This window comes from Streptomyces sp. NPDC093591 (assembly GCF_044764885.1).
In the GTDB taxonomy this organism is placed as follows: Bacteria; Actinomycetota; Actinomycetes; order Streptomycetales; family Streptomycetaceae; genus Streptomyces.
The window spans coordinates 209032-227134 of record NZ_JBIWIY010000003.1 but is presented as its reverse complement, the minus strand read 5'-3'; the positions used below and the strand labels follow the sequence as shown (position 1 = coordinate 227134).

Here is an 18103-nt window from a genome sequence, read left to right as displayed (position 1 = left end):
GTGCGCCCCGGCGTACCGTTTCGCCCCGGCGCACCGCCCTGCCGGCACGCACCCCTCCCTCCGGCGCAAGCGGTACCCGAACCCGGCGCAGGCGCTATCCGACCGCCGTGATCTTCACCGTCCACGCCCCCGAGGCCGTACGCCCCTCCACCTCCACCCGCACACCGTCCCCGGGGACGGTGAAGCTCTCCCCGAGCCCGACCGGCGCGTCCGCGAGCGGCGGATACACGGATTCCTCCCAGCAGGCCTCGCTGCGCGGGTGCGCGTCGATCACCTCGACCGGCCCGCCCCCGGAGTCGGCCTGGCTGCGCACCCGGTACACCAGCACCCCCTGCCGGCAGGCCTGCGCGTCGTTGCCCATCGGCCCGCGCACCTCGAAGGCGAGGGCGCTTTCGGGTCCGGTGCGCACGACGGCGAGTTTGGCGCCGTTGCCCAGCCCGAAGCCCGGCACGGCCCCGAGCGCACCGACCCCGCCGAGCGCGCCGGACGCACCGGCCGGGCCGAGCCCTCCGACGCCATCGAACGCCCGTGGCGGCCAGGGCGCCCCGGCCGCACCCGTGCGCCCGGGCATGGCACCCGGCCCCACCGACAGCGGCTCCAGCGTCAGCCGCGTGCCTTTGGTGCCGCTCCCCCGCACGCACACCACCTGCCGCGGCTCCAGCCATCCCAGCTTCCACTTGTGCCAGCCGAACAGGTCCGGTGCCATCCCGAACTGGCTGCCCATCAGGTCCCAGTCGCCGACATACGTGTCCCAGTCACCCTTGCCGTCCGCCGGGCGGTGGTACAGGTCCGGCAGATCGAAGACGTGGCCGGTCTCGTGCGCGAGGACCAGCCGGTCCGGCGGATGGTCCTCGAACACCGTGACGACGCGCCGGATGTCCGTGCCGTCGGCCCGCAGCGGGGTGTCCAGGTTGACGACCTTCGTGGCGTCCGAGTCGACGCCGGGGGCGTCCGGGTCGGCGACGAAGTAGACGACGTCGTAGCGGGAGAAGTCCACCTTCCGGTCCGCGGCGGCGAGCGCGTCGCGCAGATAGGCGGCCCGGTCGTCGACGTGCCAGTCACGCTGTATGGCGTATGCGGTGGACGGCTTCGGCATCGGGATCCAGTGCCGCAGCGGATGCGGGCGCAGGGTGAATCTGCCGTAGGAGGCGCGTTCGAAGAAGCGGGTGGTGGCCGGGAAGTGGTCGGCCGTCAGTTCGGCGGGTGTCGTCCGGGGTGCCGAGTCGGGGAAGGACAGGAACACCATGACCGCGTCGAGTCCGCGGGTCGGGCGCGGATAGGCGGCGTTCCAGGTGTCCAGGCCCTCGGAGTGATGGGCCTCCGTGCGCTCCAGGGCGCAGGGTGTCGTGTCGAACGGTTCGGCGATCGAGGGGTCGGCGACCAGGGACGTCGCGGCGAGTGCCGACATCGTGGTGAACAGTGCGGCGGTGCTGCGCAGTCGGGGCCACTCCCACAGCCGGCCCATGCCGGGGAGCAGGGGGAACTGACGCGGCACGTCGACCTCCGGGAGCGGTTCACGGGACACCGCACCCAGCCTCAGTCAGATTGTCGTACTACGCCCTGTTTGCCTGCACCGGATGGGTGAGAGGGCCGAGGCGTCGCCAGAATGGACGCCCCCGAATCGCTCACGGAACGTCACAATCGGTCGGGGGCCCGAAGAAGCCGTCCAGGTGCGGGCAGAAACGATCTGTCAGAAGGTCGGGTCACATGGGAACACTGAACAGTGGCTGGAAGGGCCCGGGACCAGCCTCTATGATCGGCACACTTTCCTGACACTTTCCTGCACGGACACGGCTTGGCGGCCGACCGCCCCCCGGCCGGCCATTCCGATGAGACCCATCCGAGATCGAGTGCACTGCGGGAGCGAGCGGTGAGCGGAACGTCCGAAGGGCCGACGCCTGCGGCAGACCTCATCCGGCCGGCCGTCACAGAGAGTAACGTACAGACATCTCTTCGTACCGGAGCGCCGCCTCTGGTGCCCCCCTACTGTTCCGCCTTCTCGGCCGCACCTCTGGCGATGGCCGTGGTCGACCGCGAGGGTCTGGTGACCGGCGCCAATCCCGCCTTCGCCGAACTGCTCGGTACGGCACCCGCGGAGCTGGCCGGTTCGGTCGCCGCCGATCTGGTGGACCTCACCTCCGACGCCCGCGCCTGGCACGCCTACCGCGAGGTGCTGCGCGGCCGCCAGGCCCAACTGCGGTGCACACGCCGCCTGAAGCACCCGGACGGGCACTCCCTGTGGGTGCAGGTCACGGTCGCGCCCCTGCCCGGCGAGGAGCCGGGCGGCGTCCTGCTCTCCGTCGCCGACATCAGCGACCACCGCGAACTGCAGGCGAAGCTGCGGCACTTGCAGATGCACGACGCGGTGACCCGGCTGCCCAACCGCACCCTGTTCTTCGAACGGCTGTCGGCGGCGCTGGAGGCGGAGTCGTACGAGGAGAACGGTACGACCGGGCGAATCGGCCTGTGCTACCTGGACCTTGACGGATTCAAGGCGATCAACGACACCCTCGGCCACCGCGTCGGCGACAGCCTGCTGGCCGCCGTGGCCGAACGCCTCACGCACTGCGCCGAGGAGGCGGGGCACACCCGGTCGATCCCGCCGCTGGTGGCCCGGCTCGGCGGTGACGAGTTCGCCCTGCTCGTCGAGGACTCGACGGGCACCGAGCAACTGGCCGACCTCGCCGAATCCGTACTGGAGTCCCTGCGGGCGCCCTTCGACCTCTCCGGCCGGCGCCTGTCGGTGTCGGCCTCGATCGGCGTCGTGGAGCGCCAGGCGGCCGGCACCACCCCGACCGCCCTGATGCAGGCCGCCGACACGACGCTGTACTGGGCGAAGGCCGACGGCAAGGACCGCTGGACGCTCTTCGACCCCGAACGCAACGCCCACCGCATGACCCGCCAGGCCCTCGCCTCCACCCTGCGTCCGGCCATCGACCGCGGTGAATTCGCGCTGGAGTACCAGCCGTTGGTGAGCATGGAGGACGGGCTGCTGCGCGGCGTCGAGGCGCTCATCCGCTGGAATCATCCTCAGTTCGGCGTACTGGCGCCGAATCGGTTCATCGGACTGGCCGAGGAGGACGGCTCGATCGTGCCGCTCGGCCGCTGGATCCTGGCGACCGCCTGCCGCCAGGCGCGCGCCTGGCAGGTCGCGCACCCCGACGAGCCGCCGATCTTCGTGAGCGTGAACGTGGCCGTACGCCAGGTCTGGGACTCCGACCTGGTCGCCGACGTGGCGCGGATCCTCGAGGAGACGGAACTGGCCCCGCATCTGCTGCAGTTGGAGCTCACGGAATCGGCGGTGATGGGCTCGGCGGGAAGGCCGCTCCAGGCCCTCCAGGCGCTCAGCGAGATGGGCGTACGCATCGCGATCGACGACTTCGGCACGGGCTACTCGAACCTGGCCTACCTCAGCCGGCTGCCGGTCTCGGTCCTGAAGCTGGACGGTTCCTTCGTACGGGGCTTCCAGTACGAGAGCGACAACAGCACCGCCACCGCCCCCGCCGTGCCGCCGAACCCCGCCGACGAGGTCGTGGTCGAGGCGATGATCCAGCTCGCCCACCGGCTGGGGCTGACGGTCACCGCGGAGTGCGTGGAGACGCTGGCACAGGCGTCGCGGCTGCGGAGGATCGGGTGTGACACCGGCCAGGGGTGGCTGTACTCACGGCCGGTGCCGCCGGATCGTATCTCCGAGTTGCTGGGTGTGCGGGTGTGAGGCTCAGAGGGCCGTGGGCAACCCGTAGGCGTCCGCGAGGAGTTCGTACGAGCGCAGGCGTATGTCCAGGCCGGGTGCGTTGCTCGTGATCATCAACTCGTCGGCGCCGGTGCGCTTTTGGAGGTCGTCGAGGCCGGCGCGGACCTCGTCGGGGGTGCCGTGGACGACGTTGGCGTTCCAGGAGTCGGCGAACTCGCGCTCCAGCGGGGTGAACTCGTAGGCCTCGGCCTCCTCGGGGGTGGGGATGAGGCCGGGGCGGCCGGTGCGCAGGCGGATCATGCTCAGCGCGGCGGCCCTGATCTGGCGGCGGGCCTCCTTCTCGTCGTCGGTGGCGAGGGCGGAGACGCCGATGAGGGCGTAGGGCTCGTCGAGGACGGCGGACGGCTGGAACGACTCGCGGTACAGGTCCAGGGCCGGGACGGTGTTCCGTGCCGAGAAGTGGTGCGCGAAGGCGAAGGGCAGGCCGAGGACGGCGGCGAGGCGGGCGCTGAAGCCGGAGGAGCCGAGCAGCCAGATCGGCGGGCGGTGCGGGGACTGGACGCCGCCGGGTGACGTCGCCTGGACCGGGCCGGGGACGGCGTGGATACGGCGGTAGGGGTGGCCGTCGGGGAAGTCGTCGTCGAGGAAGCGGGTCAGCTCGGCGAGTTGCTCGGGGAAGTCGTCCGCGCCGTCGTTGAGGTGGTCCGTGCGGCGCAGGGCCGCTGCCGTGCCGCCGTCCGTGCCGGGGGCGCGGCCGAGGCCCAGGTCGATGCGGCCGGGGGCCATGGCCTCCAGGGTGCCGAACTGCTCCGCGATGACGAGGGGGGCGTGGTTGGGGAGCATCACGCCGCCTGAGCCGAGGCGGATGCGGGTGGTGTGGGCGGCCAGGTGGGCGAGGATCACGGCGGGGGACGAGGAGGCCACGCCCGGCATGGAGTGGTGCTCGGCGACCCAGTAGCGGTGGAAGCCGCGGGACTCCGCGAGGCGGGAGAGGGCGACGCTGGTGCGGAGGGCGTCGGTGGCGGTGTGGCCGGAGCTGACTGTGACCAGGTCCAGGACGGAGAGGGGGACGGGGGCGGTGCCGTGGGTGGTGCCCCTGATCTCGTCCGTGTGGGATGTCTGGGTTTCGTCTGGCGCCACGTGTGCCTCCTGCGGTTTCGCCGTGCGGTGTGCCCTGTGCGTTCGGCGTTAACAGGAGGGGGGCTCCGGTTATTCCCTCGCCCCCGCCGCCCCTACCCGTCCCGTCCCCCGGACGGGCTGAAATTCAGCCCCTCCGGCGTTTGAGGAGCGGGGGTCCAGGGGGCGGAGCCCCCTGGGAGCGGGGTCGAAGGGGCAGCGCCCCTGGGGATGGGACGGGTAGGGGCGGCGGGGGGCGAAAAGGCCCTACACCTGCACGATCGGCTCCTTCGTGAACAGTGATCCCAGCTCTGGCGCGTTCACCCGGCGATCCGTCAGCCGCAGTGCCTCCCAGACCGTGACCTGGTTGGCGGTGAGGACCGGCTTGGCGAGGTGCTGTTCCAGGGCCGTGAGGTGGGACGCCGTGTGCAGGGCCGTGTCCGGGAGGAGGATGGCCTCGGCGTCGGGGTGGTCCGCCGCCTCCGCCAGGGCGAACAGCTCCGCGTCGCCCCAGGTCCCGACCTCCGCCGCCGTGATGATCCCGGAACCGCGGACCGCCAACACCTCCACGCCCGCGGCACGCAGGAAGTCCGCGAAGAGGTCCGCCACGTCGTCCGGGTACGTCGCCCCGACCGCCACCCGCCGTACCCCGAGCTCCCGCACCGCGTGCACGAAGGCGAAGGACGTCGACGACGCCGGCATCCCGGCCGTACGGGCGAGGGCGCGTACCTGCTCGTGGGCGCCCTCCCAGCCGTAGACGAAGCTGCCGGACGTGCACGCCCACACCACCGCCTCGGCGCCCGTCAGCCGCAGTGCCTCCACGCCCTCGGCGAGGCGCTCGGCGGCGCCCATCCGGCGCAGTGCGTCCACCCGGTGTGCGTCCTCGCCGATGTCGGTGTGGATGAGGTCGAGCCGGATGTCGCTGGCGAGCAGCTGCTCGATGCGTGGATAGTCGTCCTCGGCGGAGTGGCCCGGGTACAGAAATCCGAGTGCGGTCATGTCAGCCCTTCTACTGCTGTTCCTGCTCGGGAACGTCCGGCACGTCCGGAAGCACGGGCCCGCTCGGGCTCGCCGGGTCGATCCGCGCCGCCGGATCGATCAGCGCCTGATAAGGCCCCACGGCGCGAGTACCCAGCCTGCGCAGCGCAGCCCACATCGTCACCTGGTTGGCCGAGAGAACCGGGATGCGCAGTTCCGCCTCCAGCTGGGGGATGACGTCGTAGGTCGGGAGGTTGGTGCAGCTGATGAACAGGGCGTCGGCCCGGCGGCGTACGGCCTGGCGCGCCATGTCCGCCACATCGCGGTACGGCACCTTCCAGATGTGCCGTGTCAGCCCCATGAACGCGCATCCCGTGACGACGGTCCCCGCCTCCGCCACGTACTCCTCGAGGGCCCGCGTCACCGACACGGTGTACGGCGTCACGAGGGCCACCCGCCGTACGCCGAGCTCGGCCAGCGCCTCCAGGAGCGCCCCGGACGTGGTGACCGCGGGTACCGCGCCCGCCCGTGTCATCGCCTCGCACATCGCCCGTTCGCCCGCGATGCCGCCGACGAAGCTGCCGGAGGTGCAGGCGTAGGCGACGACCTCGGGCGCCACCGCGGTCAGGGTGCGCACGCCGTCGCCGAGCGTCTCGTGTTCGCTGACCAGCCGGGCGAGGTCCAGGCTGACCTCGACCGGGACGAACGGCGTCCGGGTCAGATGCAGTGAGACCTCGTCCGGCACCCAGCGCCACAGTTCGCGGTCGAGCGCGAAGTCGAAGGGGGCGATGACTCCGACGCCGCGCTGCGGGCGGGGGCCGCCGAGGAAGGAGATGTCCATGGCGCTCATGGCTGGCACCGTCCTCACTACGAGAAACAGGTGAGCAACGGACCGTACGTACGCCCGTGTTGACGAAGGTAGGTTCGGGTGCGAGCGTGGTCAAACCTCGCATGTCAGACGGCCATCCCTTCCAGTAAAACCCCGACAGACGACCCCCCGCACCCCCCGGAGAGACGACCCCGTATGACCGCTGCCACCCCCGGTCCGCCGCCCGCCTCCGACGCCCCGCCCACCCTCCTGGTCCTGGACGCCGACCCCCTCCCCCGCCTCGGCCGCCTCACCGGTCGCGCCCGCGTCGAGCACGCGGACGAGTCGACCCTCGCCGAGCGCCTGCCGCACGCCGATGTCCTGCTGGTCTGGGACTTCACCTCGCACGCCGTGCGCCACGCCTGGCCCGGCGAGGGCCCCCGGCCGCGCTGGGTGCACACGGCGAGCGCGGGTGTGGACCATCTGATGTGCCCGGAGCTCACCGCGTCGGACACGGTGGTGACGAACGCGCGCGGGGTCTTCGACCAGCCGATCGCCGAGTACGTCGCCGCCCTGGTGCTGGCGATGGCCAAGGATCTGCCGCGGACGCTGGAGCTGCAGCGCTCCCGGGAGTGGCGGCACCGCGAGGGGCAGCGGGTCGCGGGCACGCGCGCGTGCGTGGTCGGGTCCGGGCCCATCGGGCGGGCGATCGTCCGCACGCTCAAGGCACTGGACATCACCACGGCGCTGGTGGGCCGGGCCCCGCGTACCGGTATCCACGGTCCCGACGACCTCGACCGGCTGATCGCCCGCGCGGACTGGGTGATCGCGGCCGCGCCGCTGACCGAGCAGACGTACGGCATGTTCGACGCGCGCCGCTTCGGTGTCATGCAACCGTCCGCCCGGTTCATCAACGTCGGGCGCGGGCAGCTTGTCGTCGAGGAGGCGCTGGCCGAGGCCCTCGCCAAGCGCTGGATCGCGGGGGCGGCACTGGATGTCTTCGAGCACGAACCCCTCACCGCCGACAGCCCGTTGTGGGAGGCGCCGGGCCTGATCGTCTCGCCGCACATGAGCGGGGACACGATCGGCTGGCGGGATGAACTGGGCCGTCAGTTCGTGGAGTTGTACGAGCGATGGGAGGCGGGCAGGCCGCTGCTGAACGTGGTCGACAAGCAGCGCGGGTACGTACCGGGACGCTGACGTCTACGGCTGGAGGCCGACGCATGACGGATCTCACCGAACTGACCGCCGTACAACTCCTCGACGGCTACCGCAAAGGAGAGTTCAGCCCCGTCGACGCCACCCGCGCGACCCTGGAGCGGGCCGAGCGGATCCAGCCGGAGGTCAACGCCTTCGTCCGCCTCACCGCCGACGAGGCCCTCGCGCAGGCCGGCGAGTCGGCCGGGCGCTGGCGGCGCGGCGAACCGGCCGGCCTGCTCGACGGCGTTCCGGTCACGGTGAAGGACATCCTGCTGATGCGCGGCGGCCCGACCCGGAAGGGCTCGAAAACCATTGCGGAGAAGGGCAGTTGGGACGAGGACGCCCCCTCGGTGGCCCGGCTGCGCGCGCACGGCGCCGTCTTCCTCGGCAAGACGACCACCCCCGAGTTCGGCTGGAAGGGCGTCACCGACTCGCCCCTGTCCGGCGTCACCCGCAACCCGTACGACCCGGCCCGCACCGCGGGCGGCTCCAGCGGCGGCGCGGGGGCCGCGGTGGCGCTCGGCGCGGGGCCGCTCGCGCTCGGCACGGACGGCGGCGGCAGTGTCCGCATCCCGGCGGCGTTCTGCGGCATCTTCGGCCTGAAACCGACGTACGGCCGCGTCCCCCTGTACCCGGCGAGCGCCTTCGGCACCCTGGCGCACGTCGGCCCGATGACCCGCGACGCGGCCGACGCGGCCCTGCTCCTGGACGTCATCGGCAGCCCCGACTCCCGCGACTGGTCGGCGCTCCCCGCGGCGCCCGGTTCCTTCGTGACGGGCCTGACCGGCGGCGTGCACGGACTGCGCGTCGCCTACTCCCCGTCCCTCGGCGGCCAGGTGGCGGTGCGTCCGGCGGTCGCGGCGGCGGTGCGGCGGGCGGTGGAGCGGCTGGCGGGTCTCGGCGCGTACGTCGAGGAGACCGACCCCGACTTCACCGACCCGGTGGACGCCTTCCACGCCCTGTGGTTCACCGGGGCGGCCCGGGTCACCCAGCATCTGGGGCCGCACCAGCGGGAGTTGCTCGACCCCGGGCTGCGGGAGATCTGCGACGTCGGCGCCCGTCTCAGCGCGCTCGACTATCTGGCGGCGGTGGACGTCCGCATGGAGCTCGGCCGCCGTATGGGCCGTTTCCACGACACGTACGACCTGCTCGTCACGCCGACCCTCCCCCTCACGGCCTTCGAGGCGGGCGCCGAGGTCCCCAAGGGCTCGGGGCATCGCAGGTGGACGGGCTGGACGCCGTTCACCTACCCCTTCAACCTGACCCAGCAGCCGGCGGCCACCGTCCCCGTCGGCACGGACGGGGACGGTCTGCCGATCGGCCTCCAACTCGTGGCCGCCCGGCACCGGGACGATCTGGTGCTGCGGGCGGCGCACGCGCTCTACGAGGCCGAAATCGCCGGGCTCACACCCTCCGGAAGCTGAGGGACTCCCCCAGCGCCCCGGACCGCCACAGGTCGTTGCAGCCCTGGGCCATCTCCTCCAGGCCCTGAACGACCTGGCCCCAGACGATGCCGGGCACCCAGCCCACGTCGCCGTTCAGGAGCAGGTTGTTGCGCTCGTAGAACAGGGCCAGGTCGACCAGCGTCGTGCCGGGGCGGACCTCACGGTCGTAGCCGTAGGACTTGGTGCCCAGTTCCGTGCCCGCGAAGGCGAAGTAGCAAAGATCGCCGGGGATGGGGGTGACGGTCGGGTTCTCCAGGGGCGGCTCCGTTTCCGCGAAGGGCGGGAAGAGGGCGTAGATCTCGTTGCGGGCGTACTTGGCGTGGTAGACGTCGCTGGTCAGGGGCAGGGCGTCCCAGACGGCCGCGCAGGTGAGCGGGGCGCGGTCGTCCAGGAGTTTGGCCGTGCAGTGGATGCCCCGCTTGACCAGCGACACCTCGATGAACCGTTCAGTCATGCATTCCAGGGTGCATACATCGCATGGTCTCGGGTAGCCGCGCCGCCATGGCTCCACCACTGGAACATGTCGAAACACATGTCGGACACAGATCCGGGACCACACGCCGGTCGCTGCTCGCGGGGGTGGCGGCGCTCGGCGCGCTGGGCGCGGCAGGCTGCTCACGCGTGGCCACGGCCTCCACGAAGAAGGGTGGCGAGCTGCTCGACCGGCTGCGCGCCGCCGGCGTGGTACGGCTCGGGATCGCGGGCGAGATTCCCTTCGGGTACATCGACAAGAACGGTGAACTCACCGGTGAGGCGCCGGAGCTGGCGAAGGTCATCTTCAAACGGCTCGGCGTGGACCGGGTGCAGCCGGTGCCCACCGAGTTCGGGTCGCTGATACCCGGGCTGAACTCGCAGCAGTTCGACGTCGTCGCCGCCGGGATGTACGTCAATCCCGAGCGCTGTGAGCAGGTCATCTTCTCCGACCCCGACTATCAGATGCTCGATGCCTTCATCGTCCGCAAGGGCAATCCGAAGGGCCTGCACGACTACAAGGACGTCGTCGAGAAGAAGGCCAAGTTCGCCACCGGGACCGGCTATGCCGAGATCCAGTACGCCGTCGAGGCGGGGTACAAGGAGAGCGACATCCTCATCGTCCCGGACCAGGTCGCGGGGCTGAACGCCGTCGAGGCGGGGCGCGTGGACGTCTTCGCCGGTACGGCGCTGACCGCCCGTGAGGTCGTCAAGAAGTCGGCCAAGGCGGAGGCCACCAAGGCCTTCGCACCCCTTGTCGACGGCAAACCGCACGTCGACGGCGGCGCCTTCGCCTTCCGGCCGACCGAGACCACGCTGCGGGACGCCTTCAACGTCGAGCTGCACAAGCTCAAGAAGAGCGGCGAGTTGTTCCGCATCCTTCGGCCCTTCGGCTTCACCAAGGCCGAGATGACCGACCTCACCGCGAAGGAGCTGTGCGGAGGGGGGACGGGCGGATGACCTCGGGACTCTGGGAACTCGTACTTCAAGGCATCTGGGTCACCGTCCAGCTGCTGGTGCTCAGCGCGCTGGTGGCCGCGGTGGTCGCCTTCGGGGTCGGCATGGCCCGCACGCACCGGCTGTGGATCGTCCGCTTCCTCGCGGGCTTCTACACCGAGGTGTTCCGCGGGACCTCCGCCCTGATCATGATCTTCTGGGTGTTCTTCGTGCTGCCGGTCGCGTTCGGCTGGCAGCTGGTCCCGCTGTGGGCCGGCACCCTCGCGCTCGGACTGACCTACGGGGCGTACGGCGCCGAGATCGTGCGCGGCGCGCTGAACTCGGTCGACCCGGCGCAGAAGGAGGGCGGGATCGCGCTCAGCTTCACGCCCTGGCAGCGGATGCGGCTGGTCCTGCTGCCGCAGGCGGTGCCGGAGATGATCCCGCCGTTCTCCAACCTGCTGATCGAGCTGCTCAAGGGCACCGCGCTGGTGTCCGTCATGGGCATGGGCGACCTCGCCTTCAGCGCCAACCTGGTGCGGCTCGCGCTGCAGGAGAGCGCGGAGATCTACACGTACATCCTGCTGATCTACTTCGTCATCGCCTTCCTGCTCACGCGGGGTATGCGCGGACTGGAACGCAAGCTCAAGGCAGGGCTGGGCAAGCCGGTCGGGCGCACGCCCGAGCAGGAGCTGCGCCGTCCTGAGACGACCGGCGTGGGCGCGGGAGGTGCTCTCGGATGACGTGGGACTGGGGCGCTGTCGCCGACTTCATGCCGAAGTTCTGGGACGGACTGCTGCTCACGCTGCAGATCCTGGCCCTCGGCTCGCTGATCTCGTTCGCGCTGGGTCTGGTGTGGGCGCTGCTGATGCGCACGCCGACCCGCTGGGTGCGCTGGCCGGTCGGGGTGGTCACGGAGTTCATCCGCAACACGCCACTGCTGGTGCAGCTTTTCTTCTTCTTCTACGTGCTGCCCGAGTGGGGCCTGACGTGGTCGGCGCTGACCACGGGCATCTGCGCGATCGGGCTGCACTACTCGACGTACACGATGCAGGTCTACCGGGCCGGCATCGAGGCCGTCCCCGCCGGCCAGTGGGAGGCGGCGACCGCGCTGAACCTGCCGGTGCGGCGCACCTGGACCGTGGTGATCCTGCCGCAGGCGATCCGCCGGGTCGTCCCGGCACTCGGCAACTACGTCATCGCGATGCTCAAGGACACCCCGATCCTGATGACGATCACGGTCATGGAGATGCTCGGCCAGGCGCGTCTGTTCGCGCAGGAGAACTTCCAGTTCACCGAGCCCCTGACGGTCATCGGGGTGGCCTTCATCTTCATCGCCTACCCGGCCTCCCTTCTCGTACGAGCCCTGGAGCGACGCCTTGTCCGCTGACACGCCTTTGATGAAAGAACCCGACGCGAGCGCCAACCCGCCGGTGGACGGCAGCGAACTGATCCGCTTCGACAACGTCACCAAGCGGTTCGGGTCCAACACGGTCCTCGACCGGCTCGACTTCTCCGTCGAGTCGGGCAAGCACGTCACCCTGATCGGCCCGTCCGGCTCCGGCAAGACGACGATCCTGCGCATGCTGATGACCCTGCTCAAGCCGGACGAGGGCACGATCACCGTCGCCGGGGACCAGCTCTTCCCGGCCCCGGAGAAGCGGATCCGCGAGGTCCGCAAGAAGATCGGCATGGTCTTCCAGCAGTTCAACCTGTTCCCGAACATGTCGGTGCTGCGCAACATCACCGAGGCCCCGGTCACCGTCCTCGGCCTGTCCAAGGACGAGGCGGAGGCCCGCGCCCGTGAGCTGCTGGACATGGTGGGCCTCGCCGACAAGTGCGACGCCCGCCCGACCCAGCTGTCCGGCGGCCAGCAGCAGCGGGTGGCGATCGCCCGGGCGCTGGCGATGCGGCCGCAGGTGCTGCTGCTGGACGAGGTGACCTCGGCGCTGGACCCGGAGCTGGTCGCGGGCGTCCTGGACGTGCTGCGGGACATCGCCCGCACCACCGACATCACGATGCTCTGTGTGACCCACGAGATGAATTTCGCCCGGGACATCTCGGACCAGGTCCTGATGTTCGACTCCGGCCGGGTCATCGAGTCCGGCGCGCCGGAGAAGATCTTCAACGACCCCGAGAGCGACCGCACACGGGAGTTTCTCAGCGCTGTGCTGTGACTCCGGGATACGGCGCATGACCTTGGCATATGCCAGCGTGCTGGTACCGCAGTTGAGGGCGTTGCAATCTCGACAACAACCGCTCACTACAGGCCTCTTGCCCGTTATCGTGAAGGGGATTGGCTGACTCGAATGCCCCAATGAGAAGCGACGTGCGACCGCAGGGGGAACCGTGGCGCTGCAGCACGAGCCGACGACGCCGTACCACTCGGCCCAGGACGCCCTGCGCGTCCTGGAGACCGTGGCACGGCACACCACCGGAGTCACCGACACCGACCTCGCCCGGCACACGCGCATCGGCATGGAGCGCCTGACCAGCCTCCTGCGGATGCTGCGCCGCGAGGGCTACGTCGAGCAGGTCGCCGACGGGGCGTATGTCACCGGCGACGCCCTGAACCGCCTCGGTTCCGCGCAGGGCCGCGAACAGGCCCTGCGCGAGAACCTCCAGCGCACCCTGGACCGGCTGCGCGACTCCGTCGGTGCGGCCGTCTACATCAGCCGGTACATCGACGGGGAGATCAAGATCGACCAGTACGCCGCCGGCCCGGGCACCCCCGTGGTCAACGAGTGGGTCGACTTCCGCTTCTCCGCCCACGCCACCGCGATCGGCAAGAGCCTGCTCGGGCAACTCGACCACAACGGCCGACGCGACCACCTCTCCCGCCACAAGATGGCCCGCCTCACCTCGCGCACGATCACCAACGACAAGGTGCTGCTCTCCCGCCTGGAGTCCCAGCCGCCGACGGTCCCGCACCTCGACCTCCAGGAGTACGCGGTGGGCACGGTGTGCGCGGCGGTCCCGATCACGGCCGGATCATCGGTCGGCTGCCTCGCCCTGTCACTCCCGGTCGAGCACGCCCACCGACTGCGTCAGGCGGCGGACACCCTGAACCGGAACGCGGCACCGGTGCTGCTGTCGCTGGCGATCTAGGCCTGCTCCCCGTGTTTTCCGGGCCTGGTCCGGGGTGGTCGGAAGCACCCCCGCGGACCAGGTAGTATTTTCTTCGTCGCCAGCCGCGAACCCCCTGGGAACGCGGTCGGCGGGAGTCATGCGCCGCTAGCTCAGTTGGTTAGAGCAGCTGACTCTTAATCAGCGGGTCCGGGGTTCGAGTCCCTGGCGGCGCACCTCCGAAGGGCCTCTCGTGGGAGCGAGGGGCCCTTCGACGTATGCCGGGACATCCGCCCGGGTCAGCCGCCGGTACGTCCGCTCCCCGGCCGGCCGCCACCACACGGGGTCGGCACACCGCAGCCCTTCCCGCCTCAGCCCCGCCCGCTGGATCTTGTTCGTGGCGGTCACCGGCATCCGCTCCACCACCCGCACGAACCGGGGAGCCATCTTGGTGCCCAGATCGGGCTGGACCCGCAGGAACCCGGCGAAGCCGTCCGGATCGAAGTCCCCCGCGATCGTCGCCATGACCTGGTCCCCGGTCACCGGATCCGGCACCGCGTACACGGCGACGGCCGCGGCACCCTCGTACCGGGCGAGGATGTTCTCGATCATCGCGGCGGACAGGTTCTCCCCGTCGACCCGGAGCCGGTCGTCACCGCGCCCCGCGAAGTACAGATAGCCGTCGGCGTCCCGGCAGAACAGGTCCCCCGTCCAGTACCAGCCCTCCCGCCGCCGCTCCGCCTCCGCCTCCGGATTGCGCCAGTAGCCCTCGAAGGGGTTCGGCCCCCGGTTGACCAGCTCGCCGATGGCCTCGTCCCCGTTGACCAGCCGCCCGCCCGCGTCGAAGACGGCCGGCGGGCACTCCGCGCAGGTCTCCGGATCGAGTACGACGAGCCCGGGCGCCGCCCGTCCCACGGCCCCCGCAGGCGTCCCCGGCGACCACTGCACGGCCGCCCCGCCCTCCGACGAGCCGTACCCCTCCACCAGCCGCACCCCGAACCGCCGCTCGAAGGCGGCGGCGTCCACAGTGCCCGCCTCCGTCCCGAAGCCGAGCCGCAGCGTGTGGTCCCGGTCGTCGGGGCGCGGCTCGGTGGCGAGGAGGTACTGGATGGCCCGGCCCACGTAGGTGAAGTACGTCGCCCGGTAGCGCCGTACGTCGTCCAGGAACCCCGACGCCGAGAACCGCCGCCGCAGCGCCACGCCCGCTCCGGCCGCCAGCGCGGGTGCCCAGTCGGCGATCACCGCGTTGCCGTGGAACATCGGCATGCAGATGTAGTGCACGTCGTCGGGGCGGACACCGAACTGGTCGGCCAGTGAACGCCCCGCCGCCGCCAGCCGCCCCTGGGTGCAGATCGCGGCCTTGGGGGCGCCGGTCGAGCCGGAGGTGAAGTAGAGCAGGAGCCGGTCGTGCGGGGTGGCGCGGGAGGTATCGGGCCGGGCGCCGTCGTACGGCGCGAGCAGGGCGTCGTACTCCGCCTCGCCGGTCAGCAGCAGGCGCACGCCGGGCAGGTCGAGGCCGGCCAGGAGAGGCAGGTGGGCCCGCTCGGTGACCAGGATCCGGCACTCGGTGTGCAGGATGTCGCGGGCGAGTTCGGGGCCGCGGCGGGTCGGGTTGATACCGGCGACGGCGGCGCGGGCGAGGGCCGCCGCGCTCAGCCACAGGGGGTACTCGGGCGTGTTGTCGAGCAGCACCCCGATGTGCGAGCGGGGCGGCGCCAGGTCGGCCAGGAGTGCGGCCCGGGCCGCGGCACCCGCCGCCACCTGGTGATGGGTGAGCGCCCGCCCTTCGCACCACAGCCCGGGTCGGTGGTCGTCCCACCGGCCGGCGACGAGTTCCGCGACCGTACGCCTGTTGGACTCCATGGCGGCGCACGGTAATTGATTGGGCGTCAGATGTGGAGGGTCAGGGGGTGATCGTGACCCCGTCGACGACGACGGTGTCGGTCGTGTCGACCACGTCCTCGCCGAAGCCGAAACCGAGACCGTCGAACGCCTGGCTGTACGTGACCATGAAGCCGACGCAGAACACCGCGATCACCCCGAGGAACGCCAGGATGGCGACGGTGGACGCCGCCAGCTTCGCGCGGCCCGGGGACTTGGCCGTGGCGACGACCTCCTGGCCCTCGGCGTAGTGGACGGTGACGATGTCGCCCTCGATCGTCGTCGCCGGGCCGTCCTCCTCCTCGAAGCGGACGAGGCGGCCGTCGCGCGCGGTGAACTCGTAGACGTGGTGCAGCGTGGTGCTCACGGACGTGTCGTTGCCGCCCCCGTGGGTCGTCGTGAACATCCGCAGACAGCGCGCCTCAGCCGTGAGCCCGCTGTTCCAGGCGCGGCGGATCTGCAGCGAGCGGCGCACCACGCGGTACGCGCCGAAGAGGACGACGGCCAGGATGAGGCCGGGTACCGCGTAGAAGAAGAAATCCATGGCGCTTCCCCCGAGGTCAGGTACTGCTGGTCGTGGGGAACCTACCCCCGGGGGAAGCCTTCTTGTCTCAAGTAACACTCAGAACGTGACGTCCGAGCACGCGTAGAACGCGTTGCCCGTGTCGGCGATCGTCCACACCGCGAGGATGACGTGACGGCCGCTCAGCCCGGACGGCAGGGTGCCGCTGTGGGAGAGCGTGGACGGGGGTCGCTGGCCGCCGTACGGGACGGTCAGGAACGGGGTGAGGTTGAGGTCGGAGCGGGCCAGGTTGTGGTTCTGGTTCCAGCCCGGCTTGGTGACGTAGTACTTGAAGTCGGTCGTGGCGTGCATGGCGGTGAACTGCCAGCGGAACGTGTAGCTCTGACCGCCGGTCACCTTGGTGGCGGGCCAGGCGCCGCCGGACGGTGTCCTCGGGGCGCTGAGCTGGGCGAACTGCCCCAGCCCCGCGTTGCATATCTGACCGTCGGCCGGTCCTGAGCCCGGGAAGCCCTTCGGGCCCTCGACGCTCTGCGGCTCCCACTGGATGGATCCGCAGTTGGTCACGGTGCCGTTCTGGCAGAGCTTCTGCCGGCTGATGGGGAGGTCGGTGTAGCCGTGGCTGCTGGCACCTCCGGCGGAGAGCACGAGGGCCCCGGCCGTGGTGAGCCCGAGTGCGGCGGCGTACCACTTGGTCTTTCTGCGCATGCTGCTGCTCCTGGGAACGTGGGGGAAGTTCGGCGAGCTTGCAGGTCTAGACCAAGTCCAGATTATTGCTGATCGTTGAACATGTCCATACCAATCAAGGGACTTGTTCGACGGGTCGTCAGGTGCAGGGCCAGGGGGCTAGGTGGCCGTCTCGCCCCGGCCCGCGCAGAACGCCACCGTCAAGTCCTTGACCAGCGCCTTGCGTTCGTAGTCGTCGAGCTCGACCAGCCCCCGCACGGTCAACCGGGTCACCGTGTCCTCCACCGAGTCGACGACCGAGGTGAGCATGGTCGCCCGGTTCTGCGCGTCCAGCGCGGCGATACGCCTGCGGTGCATGGCGGCGGCGACCTCGGGGGCGTACTCCACGCGCACCGGCCGCACCGAGAACACCTCGACCCCGACCGCCTCCGCGTCCCGCGTCACCAGCCGGGTCAATGCGTCCCCGGACATCTCGACGGACCCCCGCGAGGCACCCGGCATCTCCACCGGCACCCGGGCCAGCGCCGCCTCGACGCACTCACGCAGATACGTCTCGTGGTCGTCCACCCCGAGCACCGCCCGCGCGGTGTCCCGCACCCGCCACACCACCAGTACGACCACCCGCAGCGCGACCCCGTTGCCGTCGGCCGCCGGCATCGGCTCGCTCCGCCAGTGCCGCAGCCGTACGTCGACCCGGCGGCGCAGCAGCAGCGGGTTGACCCACAGCAGACCGGTGCGCCGTACGGTCCCCCGGTAGCCGCCGAACAGCCCGAGCACCCAGGCCCGCCCGGTCCGCCCGCGCGCCAGCCCGCCGAGGCCGACGAGCCCGAGGGTTCCCGCCCCCGTGTACGCCGCCCACTGAACGGGCCCCAGCCCCGCCGCGGACGCGGGCAACCGCAGCGCCTCCACCACCAGCGGCGGCAGCACCCCGGCCCACCACGAGGTGGCCAGGCAGCCGGCCGCCCCGCAGGCCCCGGCGAACACCCCGGCCGCCCCGGGCAGCACCCGTGCGGGCCGCTCCACCAGCTCGGGGTCGACCTCCGGCGCGGGGGGCGGCTTCGGCTGCACCGGGCGGCGCAGGCGCGGCTGCTCCCCCGTGCCCTGCCGGCGCGCCACGACCGTCGGCCTGAGCGGCACGGACACCGGGTCGGGGCCGTCACGGAACAGCAGATGGACGGGGATCTCGGTGGTCCCCTCGTTCTGGATCAGCCTGGCCGGCCGGGCAGGCGCCTCGGCCGGCCCCGCGAGCCCCTCGGGCTCGGGCGTGGGTGAAGTGGTCGTGGTCATGCGTGCCTCCAGCC

General features: G+C 71.2%; 17 protein-coding genes and 1 tRNA gene. 9 read left to right on the top strand and 9 right to left on the bottom strand.

Annotated features, from left to right (window positions below):
- Nucleotides 1-94 precede the first annotated feature (94 nt).
- Entirely contained in the window at nucleotides 95-1525 is a 1431-nt protein-coding gene (locus tag ACIREI_RS07675; protein WP_403328543.1) for a M6 family metalloprotease domain-containing protein, read from the bottom strand.
- A 345-nt stretch (nucleotides 1526-1870) separates the two neighbouring features.
- Between ACIREI_RS07675 and ACIREI_RS07670 the strand changes: the two genes are divergently transcribed.
- Nucleotides 1871-3715 (top strand): putative bifunctional diguanylate cyclase/phosphodiesterase, encoded by a 1845-nt coding sequence (locus ACIREI_RS07670; protein WP_403328540.1) that lies wholly within the window; start codon nucleotides 1871-1873, stop codon nucleotides 3713-3715.
- Between the two features lie 3 nt (nucleotides 3716-3718).
- Here ACIREI_RS07670 and ACIREI_RS07665 read toward each other — a convergent pair whose 3' ends face one another.
- The 3 genes from ACIREI_RS07665 to ACIREI_RS07655 form a co-directional block, all read right to left on the bottom strand.
- The gene (locus ACIREI_RS07665) at nucleotides 3719-4834 is read right to left on the bottom strand and encodes an LLM class flavin-dependent oxidoreductase (RefSeq protein ID WP_403328537.1); all 1116 of its coding nucleotides are present in this window, start codon (nucleotides 4832-4834) and stop codon (nucleotides 3719-3721) included.
- A gap of 243 nt (nucleotides 4835-5077) precedes the next feature.
- Nucleotides 5078-5809 (bottom strand): decarboxylase, encoded by a 732-nt coding sequence (locus ACIREI_RS07660; RefSeq protein WP_403328534.1) that lies wholly within the window; start codon nucleotides 5807-5809, stop codon nucleotides 5078-5080.
- Nucleotides 5810-5819: 10 nt separating this feature from the next.
- On the bottom strand, nucleotides 5820-6629 hold the full coding sequence (locus tag ACIREI_RS07655) for an aspartate/glutamate racemase family protein (protein WP_403329437.1): 810 nt from the start codon (nucleotides 6627-6629) through the stop codon (nucleotides 5820-5822).
- 183 nt (nucleotides 6630-6812) lie between these two features.
- Here ACIREI_RS07655 and ACIREI_RS07650 point away from each other — a divergent pair, with 183 nt between their 5' ends.
- Both ACIREI_RS07650 and ACIREI_RS07645 read left to right on the top strand, forming a co-directional pair.
- On the top strand, nucleotides 6813-7796 hold the full coding sequence (locus ACIREI_RS07650; RefSeq protein WP_403328531.1) for a D-2-hydroxyacid dehydrogenase: 984 nt from the start codon (nucleotides 6813-6815) through the stop codon (nucleotides 7794-7796).
- Between the two features lie 23 nt (nucleotides 7797-7819).
- A complete protein-coding gene (locus tag ACIREI_RS07645) occupies nucleotides 7820-9220 on the top strand; it encodes an amidase (protein WP_403328528.1) in 1401 nt (466 codons plus the stop codon).
- Here the strand turns inward: ACIREI_RS07645 and ACIREI_RS07640 are convergent.
- Entirely contained in the window at nucleotides 9201-9695 is a 495-nt protein-coding gene (locus ACIREI_RS07640) for a DUF3830 family protein (RefSeq protein WP_403328525.1), read from the bottom strand. The genes ACIREI_RS07645 and ACIREI_RS07640 overlap by 20 nt on opposite strands.
- Before the next feature lie 47 nt (nucleotides 9696-9742).
- On the opposite strand from ACIREI_RS07640, the gene ehuB reads away from it, so the two are divergent.
- The 6 genes from ehuB (at nucleotide 9743) to ACIREI_RS07610 (ending at nucleotide 13950) form a co-directional block, all read left to right on the top strand.
- A complete protein-coding gene (gene ehuB / locus ACIREI_RS07635; RefSeq protein WP_403328523.1) occupies nucleotides 9743-10672 on the top strand; it encodes an ectoine/hydroxyectoine ABC transporter substrate-binding protein EhuB in 930 nt (309 codons plus the stop codon).
- On the top strand, nucleotides 10669-11391 hold the full coding sequence (gene ehuC, locus ACIREI_RS07630) for an ectoine/hydroxyectoine ABC transporter permease subunit EhuC (protein ID WP_403328520.1): 723 nt from the start codon (nucleotides 10669-10671) through the stop codon (nucleotides 11389-11391). Before ehuB ends, ehuC begins: the two co-directional genes overlap by 4 nt.
- On the top strand, nucleotides 11388-12038 hold the full coding sequence (gene ehuD / locus ACIREI_RS07625) for an ectoine/hydroxyectoine ABC transporter permease subunit EhuD (RefSeq protein ID WP_403328518.1): 651 nt from the start codon (nucleotides 11388-11390) through the stop codon (nucleotides 12036-12038). Before ehuC ends, ehuD begins: the two co-directional genes overlap by 4 nt.
- Before the next feature lie 10 nt (nucleotides 12039-12048).
- Nucleotides 12049-12825 carry an ectoine/hydroxyectoine ABC transporter ATP-binding protein EhuA gene (gene ehuA, locus ACIREI_RS07620; RefSeq protein ID WP_403328515.1) on the top strand — a complete coding sequence of 259 codons (777 nt, stop codon included), beginning with the start codon at nucleotides 12049-12051 and terminating at the stop codon, nucleotides 12823-12825.
- Nucleotides 12826-12997: 172 nt separating this feature from the next.
- The gene (locus tag ACIREI_RS07615; protein WP_403328512.1) at nucleotides 12998-13756 is read left to right on the top strand and encodes an IclR family transcriptional regulator; all 759 of its coding nucleotides are present in this window, start codon (nucleotides 12998-13000) and stop codon (nucleotides 13754-13756) included.
- A gap of 120 nt (nucleotides 13757-13876) precedes the next feature.
- Nucleotides 13877-13950: transfer RNA gene (locus ACIREI_RS07610), tRNA-Lys, on the top strand.
- Here ACIREI_RS07610 and ACIREI_RS07605 read toward each other — a convergent pair.
- From ACIREI_RS07605 to ACIREI_RS07590, 4 genes are all read right to left on the bottom strand, one after another.
- The gene (locus tag ACIREI_RS07605) at nucleotides 13916-15577 is read right to left on the bottom strand and encodes an AMP-binding protein (protein ID WP_403328509.1); all 1662 of its coding nucleotides are present in this window, start codon (nucleotides 15575-15577) and stop codon (nucleotides 13916-13918) included. The genes ACIREI_RS07610 and ACIREI_RS07605 overlap by 35 nt on opposite strands.
- Before the next feature lie 40 nt (nucleotides 15578-15617).
- Nucleotides 15618-16139, bottom strand: coding sequence for a hypothetical protein (locus ACIREI_RS07600; RefSeq protein ID WP_403328506.1), 522 nt, complete (start codon nucleotides 16137-16139; stop codon nucleotides 15618-15620).
- Between the two features lie 78 nt (nucleotides 16140-16217).
- Nucleotides 16218-16823 carry a lytic polysaccharide monooxygenase gene (locus ACIREI_RS07595; protein ID WP_403328503.1) on the bottom strand — a complete coding sequence of 202 codons (606 nt, stop codon included), beginning with the start codon at nucleotides 16821-16823 and terminating at the stop codon, nucleotides 16218-16220.
- A 138-nt stretch (nucleotides 16824-16961) separates the two neighbouring features.
- Nucleotides 16962-18089, bottom strand: a complete 1128-nt coding sequence (locus ACIREI_RS07590; RefSeq protein WP_403328500.1) for an SPFH domain-containing protein — start codon at nucleotides 18087-18089, stop codon at nucleotides 16962-16964.
- Nucleotides 18090-18103: the final 14 nt, after the last annotated feature.

What these genes read in the sequence shown, in the direction of transcription:
- ACIREI_RS07655 (WP_403329437.1), bottom strand. Translation starts at nt 6,629, where the DNA reads ATGGACATCTCCTTCCTCGGCGGCCCCCGCCCGCAGCGCGGCGTCGGA.
- ehuD (WP_403328518.1), top strand. Translation starts at nt 11,388, where the DNA reads ATGACGTGGGACTGGGGCGCTGTCGCCGACTTCATGCCGAAGTTCTGG.
- ehuC (WP_403328520.1), top strand. Translation starts at nt 10,669, where the DNA reads ATGACCTCGGGACTCTGGGAACTCGTACTTCAAGGCATCTGGGTCACC.
- ACIREI_RS07660 (WP_403328534.1), bottom strand. Translation starts at nt 5,809, where the DNA reads ATGACCGCACTCGGATTTCTGTACCCGGGCCACTCCGCCGAGGACGAC.
- ehuA (WP_403328515.1), top strand. Translation starts at nt 12,049, where the DNA reads ATGAAAGAACCCGACGCGAGCGCCAACCCGCCGGTGGACGGCAGCGAA.
- ACIREI_RS07595 (WP_403328503.1), bottom strand. Translation starts at nt 16,823, where the DNA reads ATGCGCAGAAAGACCAAGTGGTACGCCGCCGCACTCGGGCTCACCACG.
- ehuB (WP_403328523.1), top strand. Translation starts at nt 9,743, where the DNA reads ATGGCTCCACCACTGGAACATGTCGAAACACATGTCGGACACAGATCC.
- ACIREI_RS07600 (WP_403328506.1), bottom strand. Translation starts at nt 16,139, where the DNA reads ATGGATTTCTTCTTCTACGCGGTACCCGGCCTCATCCTGGCCGTCGTC.
- ACIREI_RS07590 (WP_403328500.1), bottom strand. Translation starts at nt 18,089, where the DNA reads ATGACCACGACCACTTCACCCACGCCCGAGCCCGAGGGGCTCGCGGGG.
- ACIREI_RS07645 (WP_403328528.1), top strand. Translation starts at nt 7,820, where the DNA reads ATGACGGATCTCACCGAACTGACCGCCGTACAACTCCTCGACGGCTAC.
- ACIREI_RS07605 (WP_403328509.1), bottom strand. Translation starts at nt 15,577, where the DNA reads ATGGAGTCCAACAGGCGTACGGTCGCGGAACTCGTCGCCGGCCGGTGG.
- ACIREI_RS07650 (WP_403328531.1), top strand. Translation starts at nt 6,813, where the DNA reads ATGACCGCTGCCACCCCCGGTCCGCCGCCCGCCTCCGACGCCCCGCCC.
- ACIREI_RS07640 (WP_403328525.1), bottom strand. Translation starts at nt 9,695, where the DNA reads ATGACTGAACGGTTCATCGAGGTGTCGCTGGTCAAGCGGGGCATCCAC.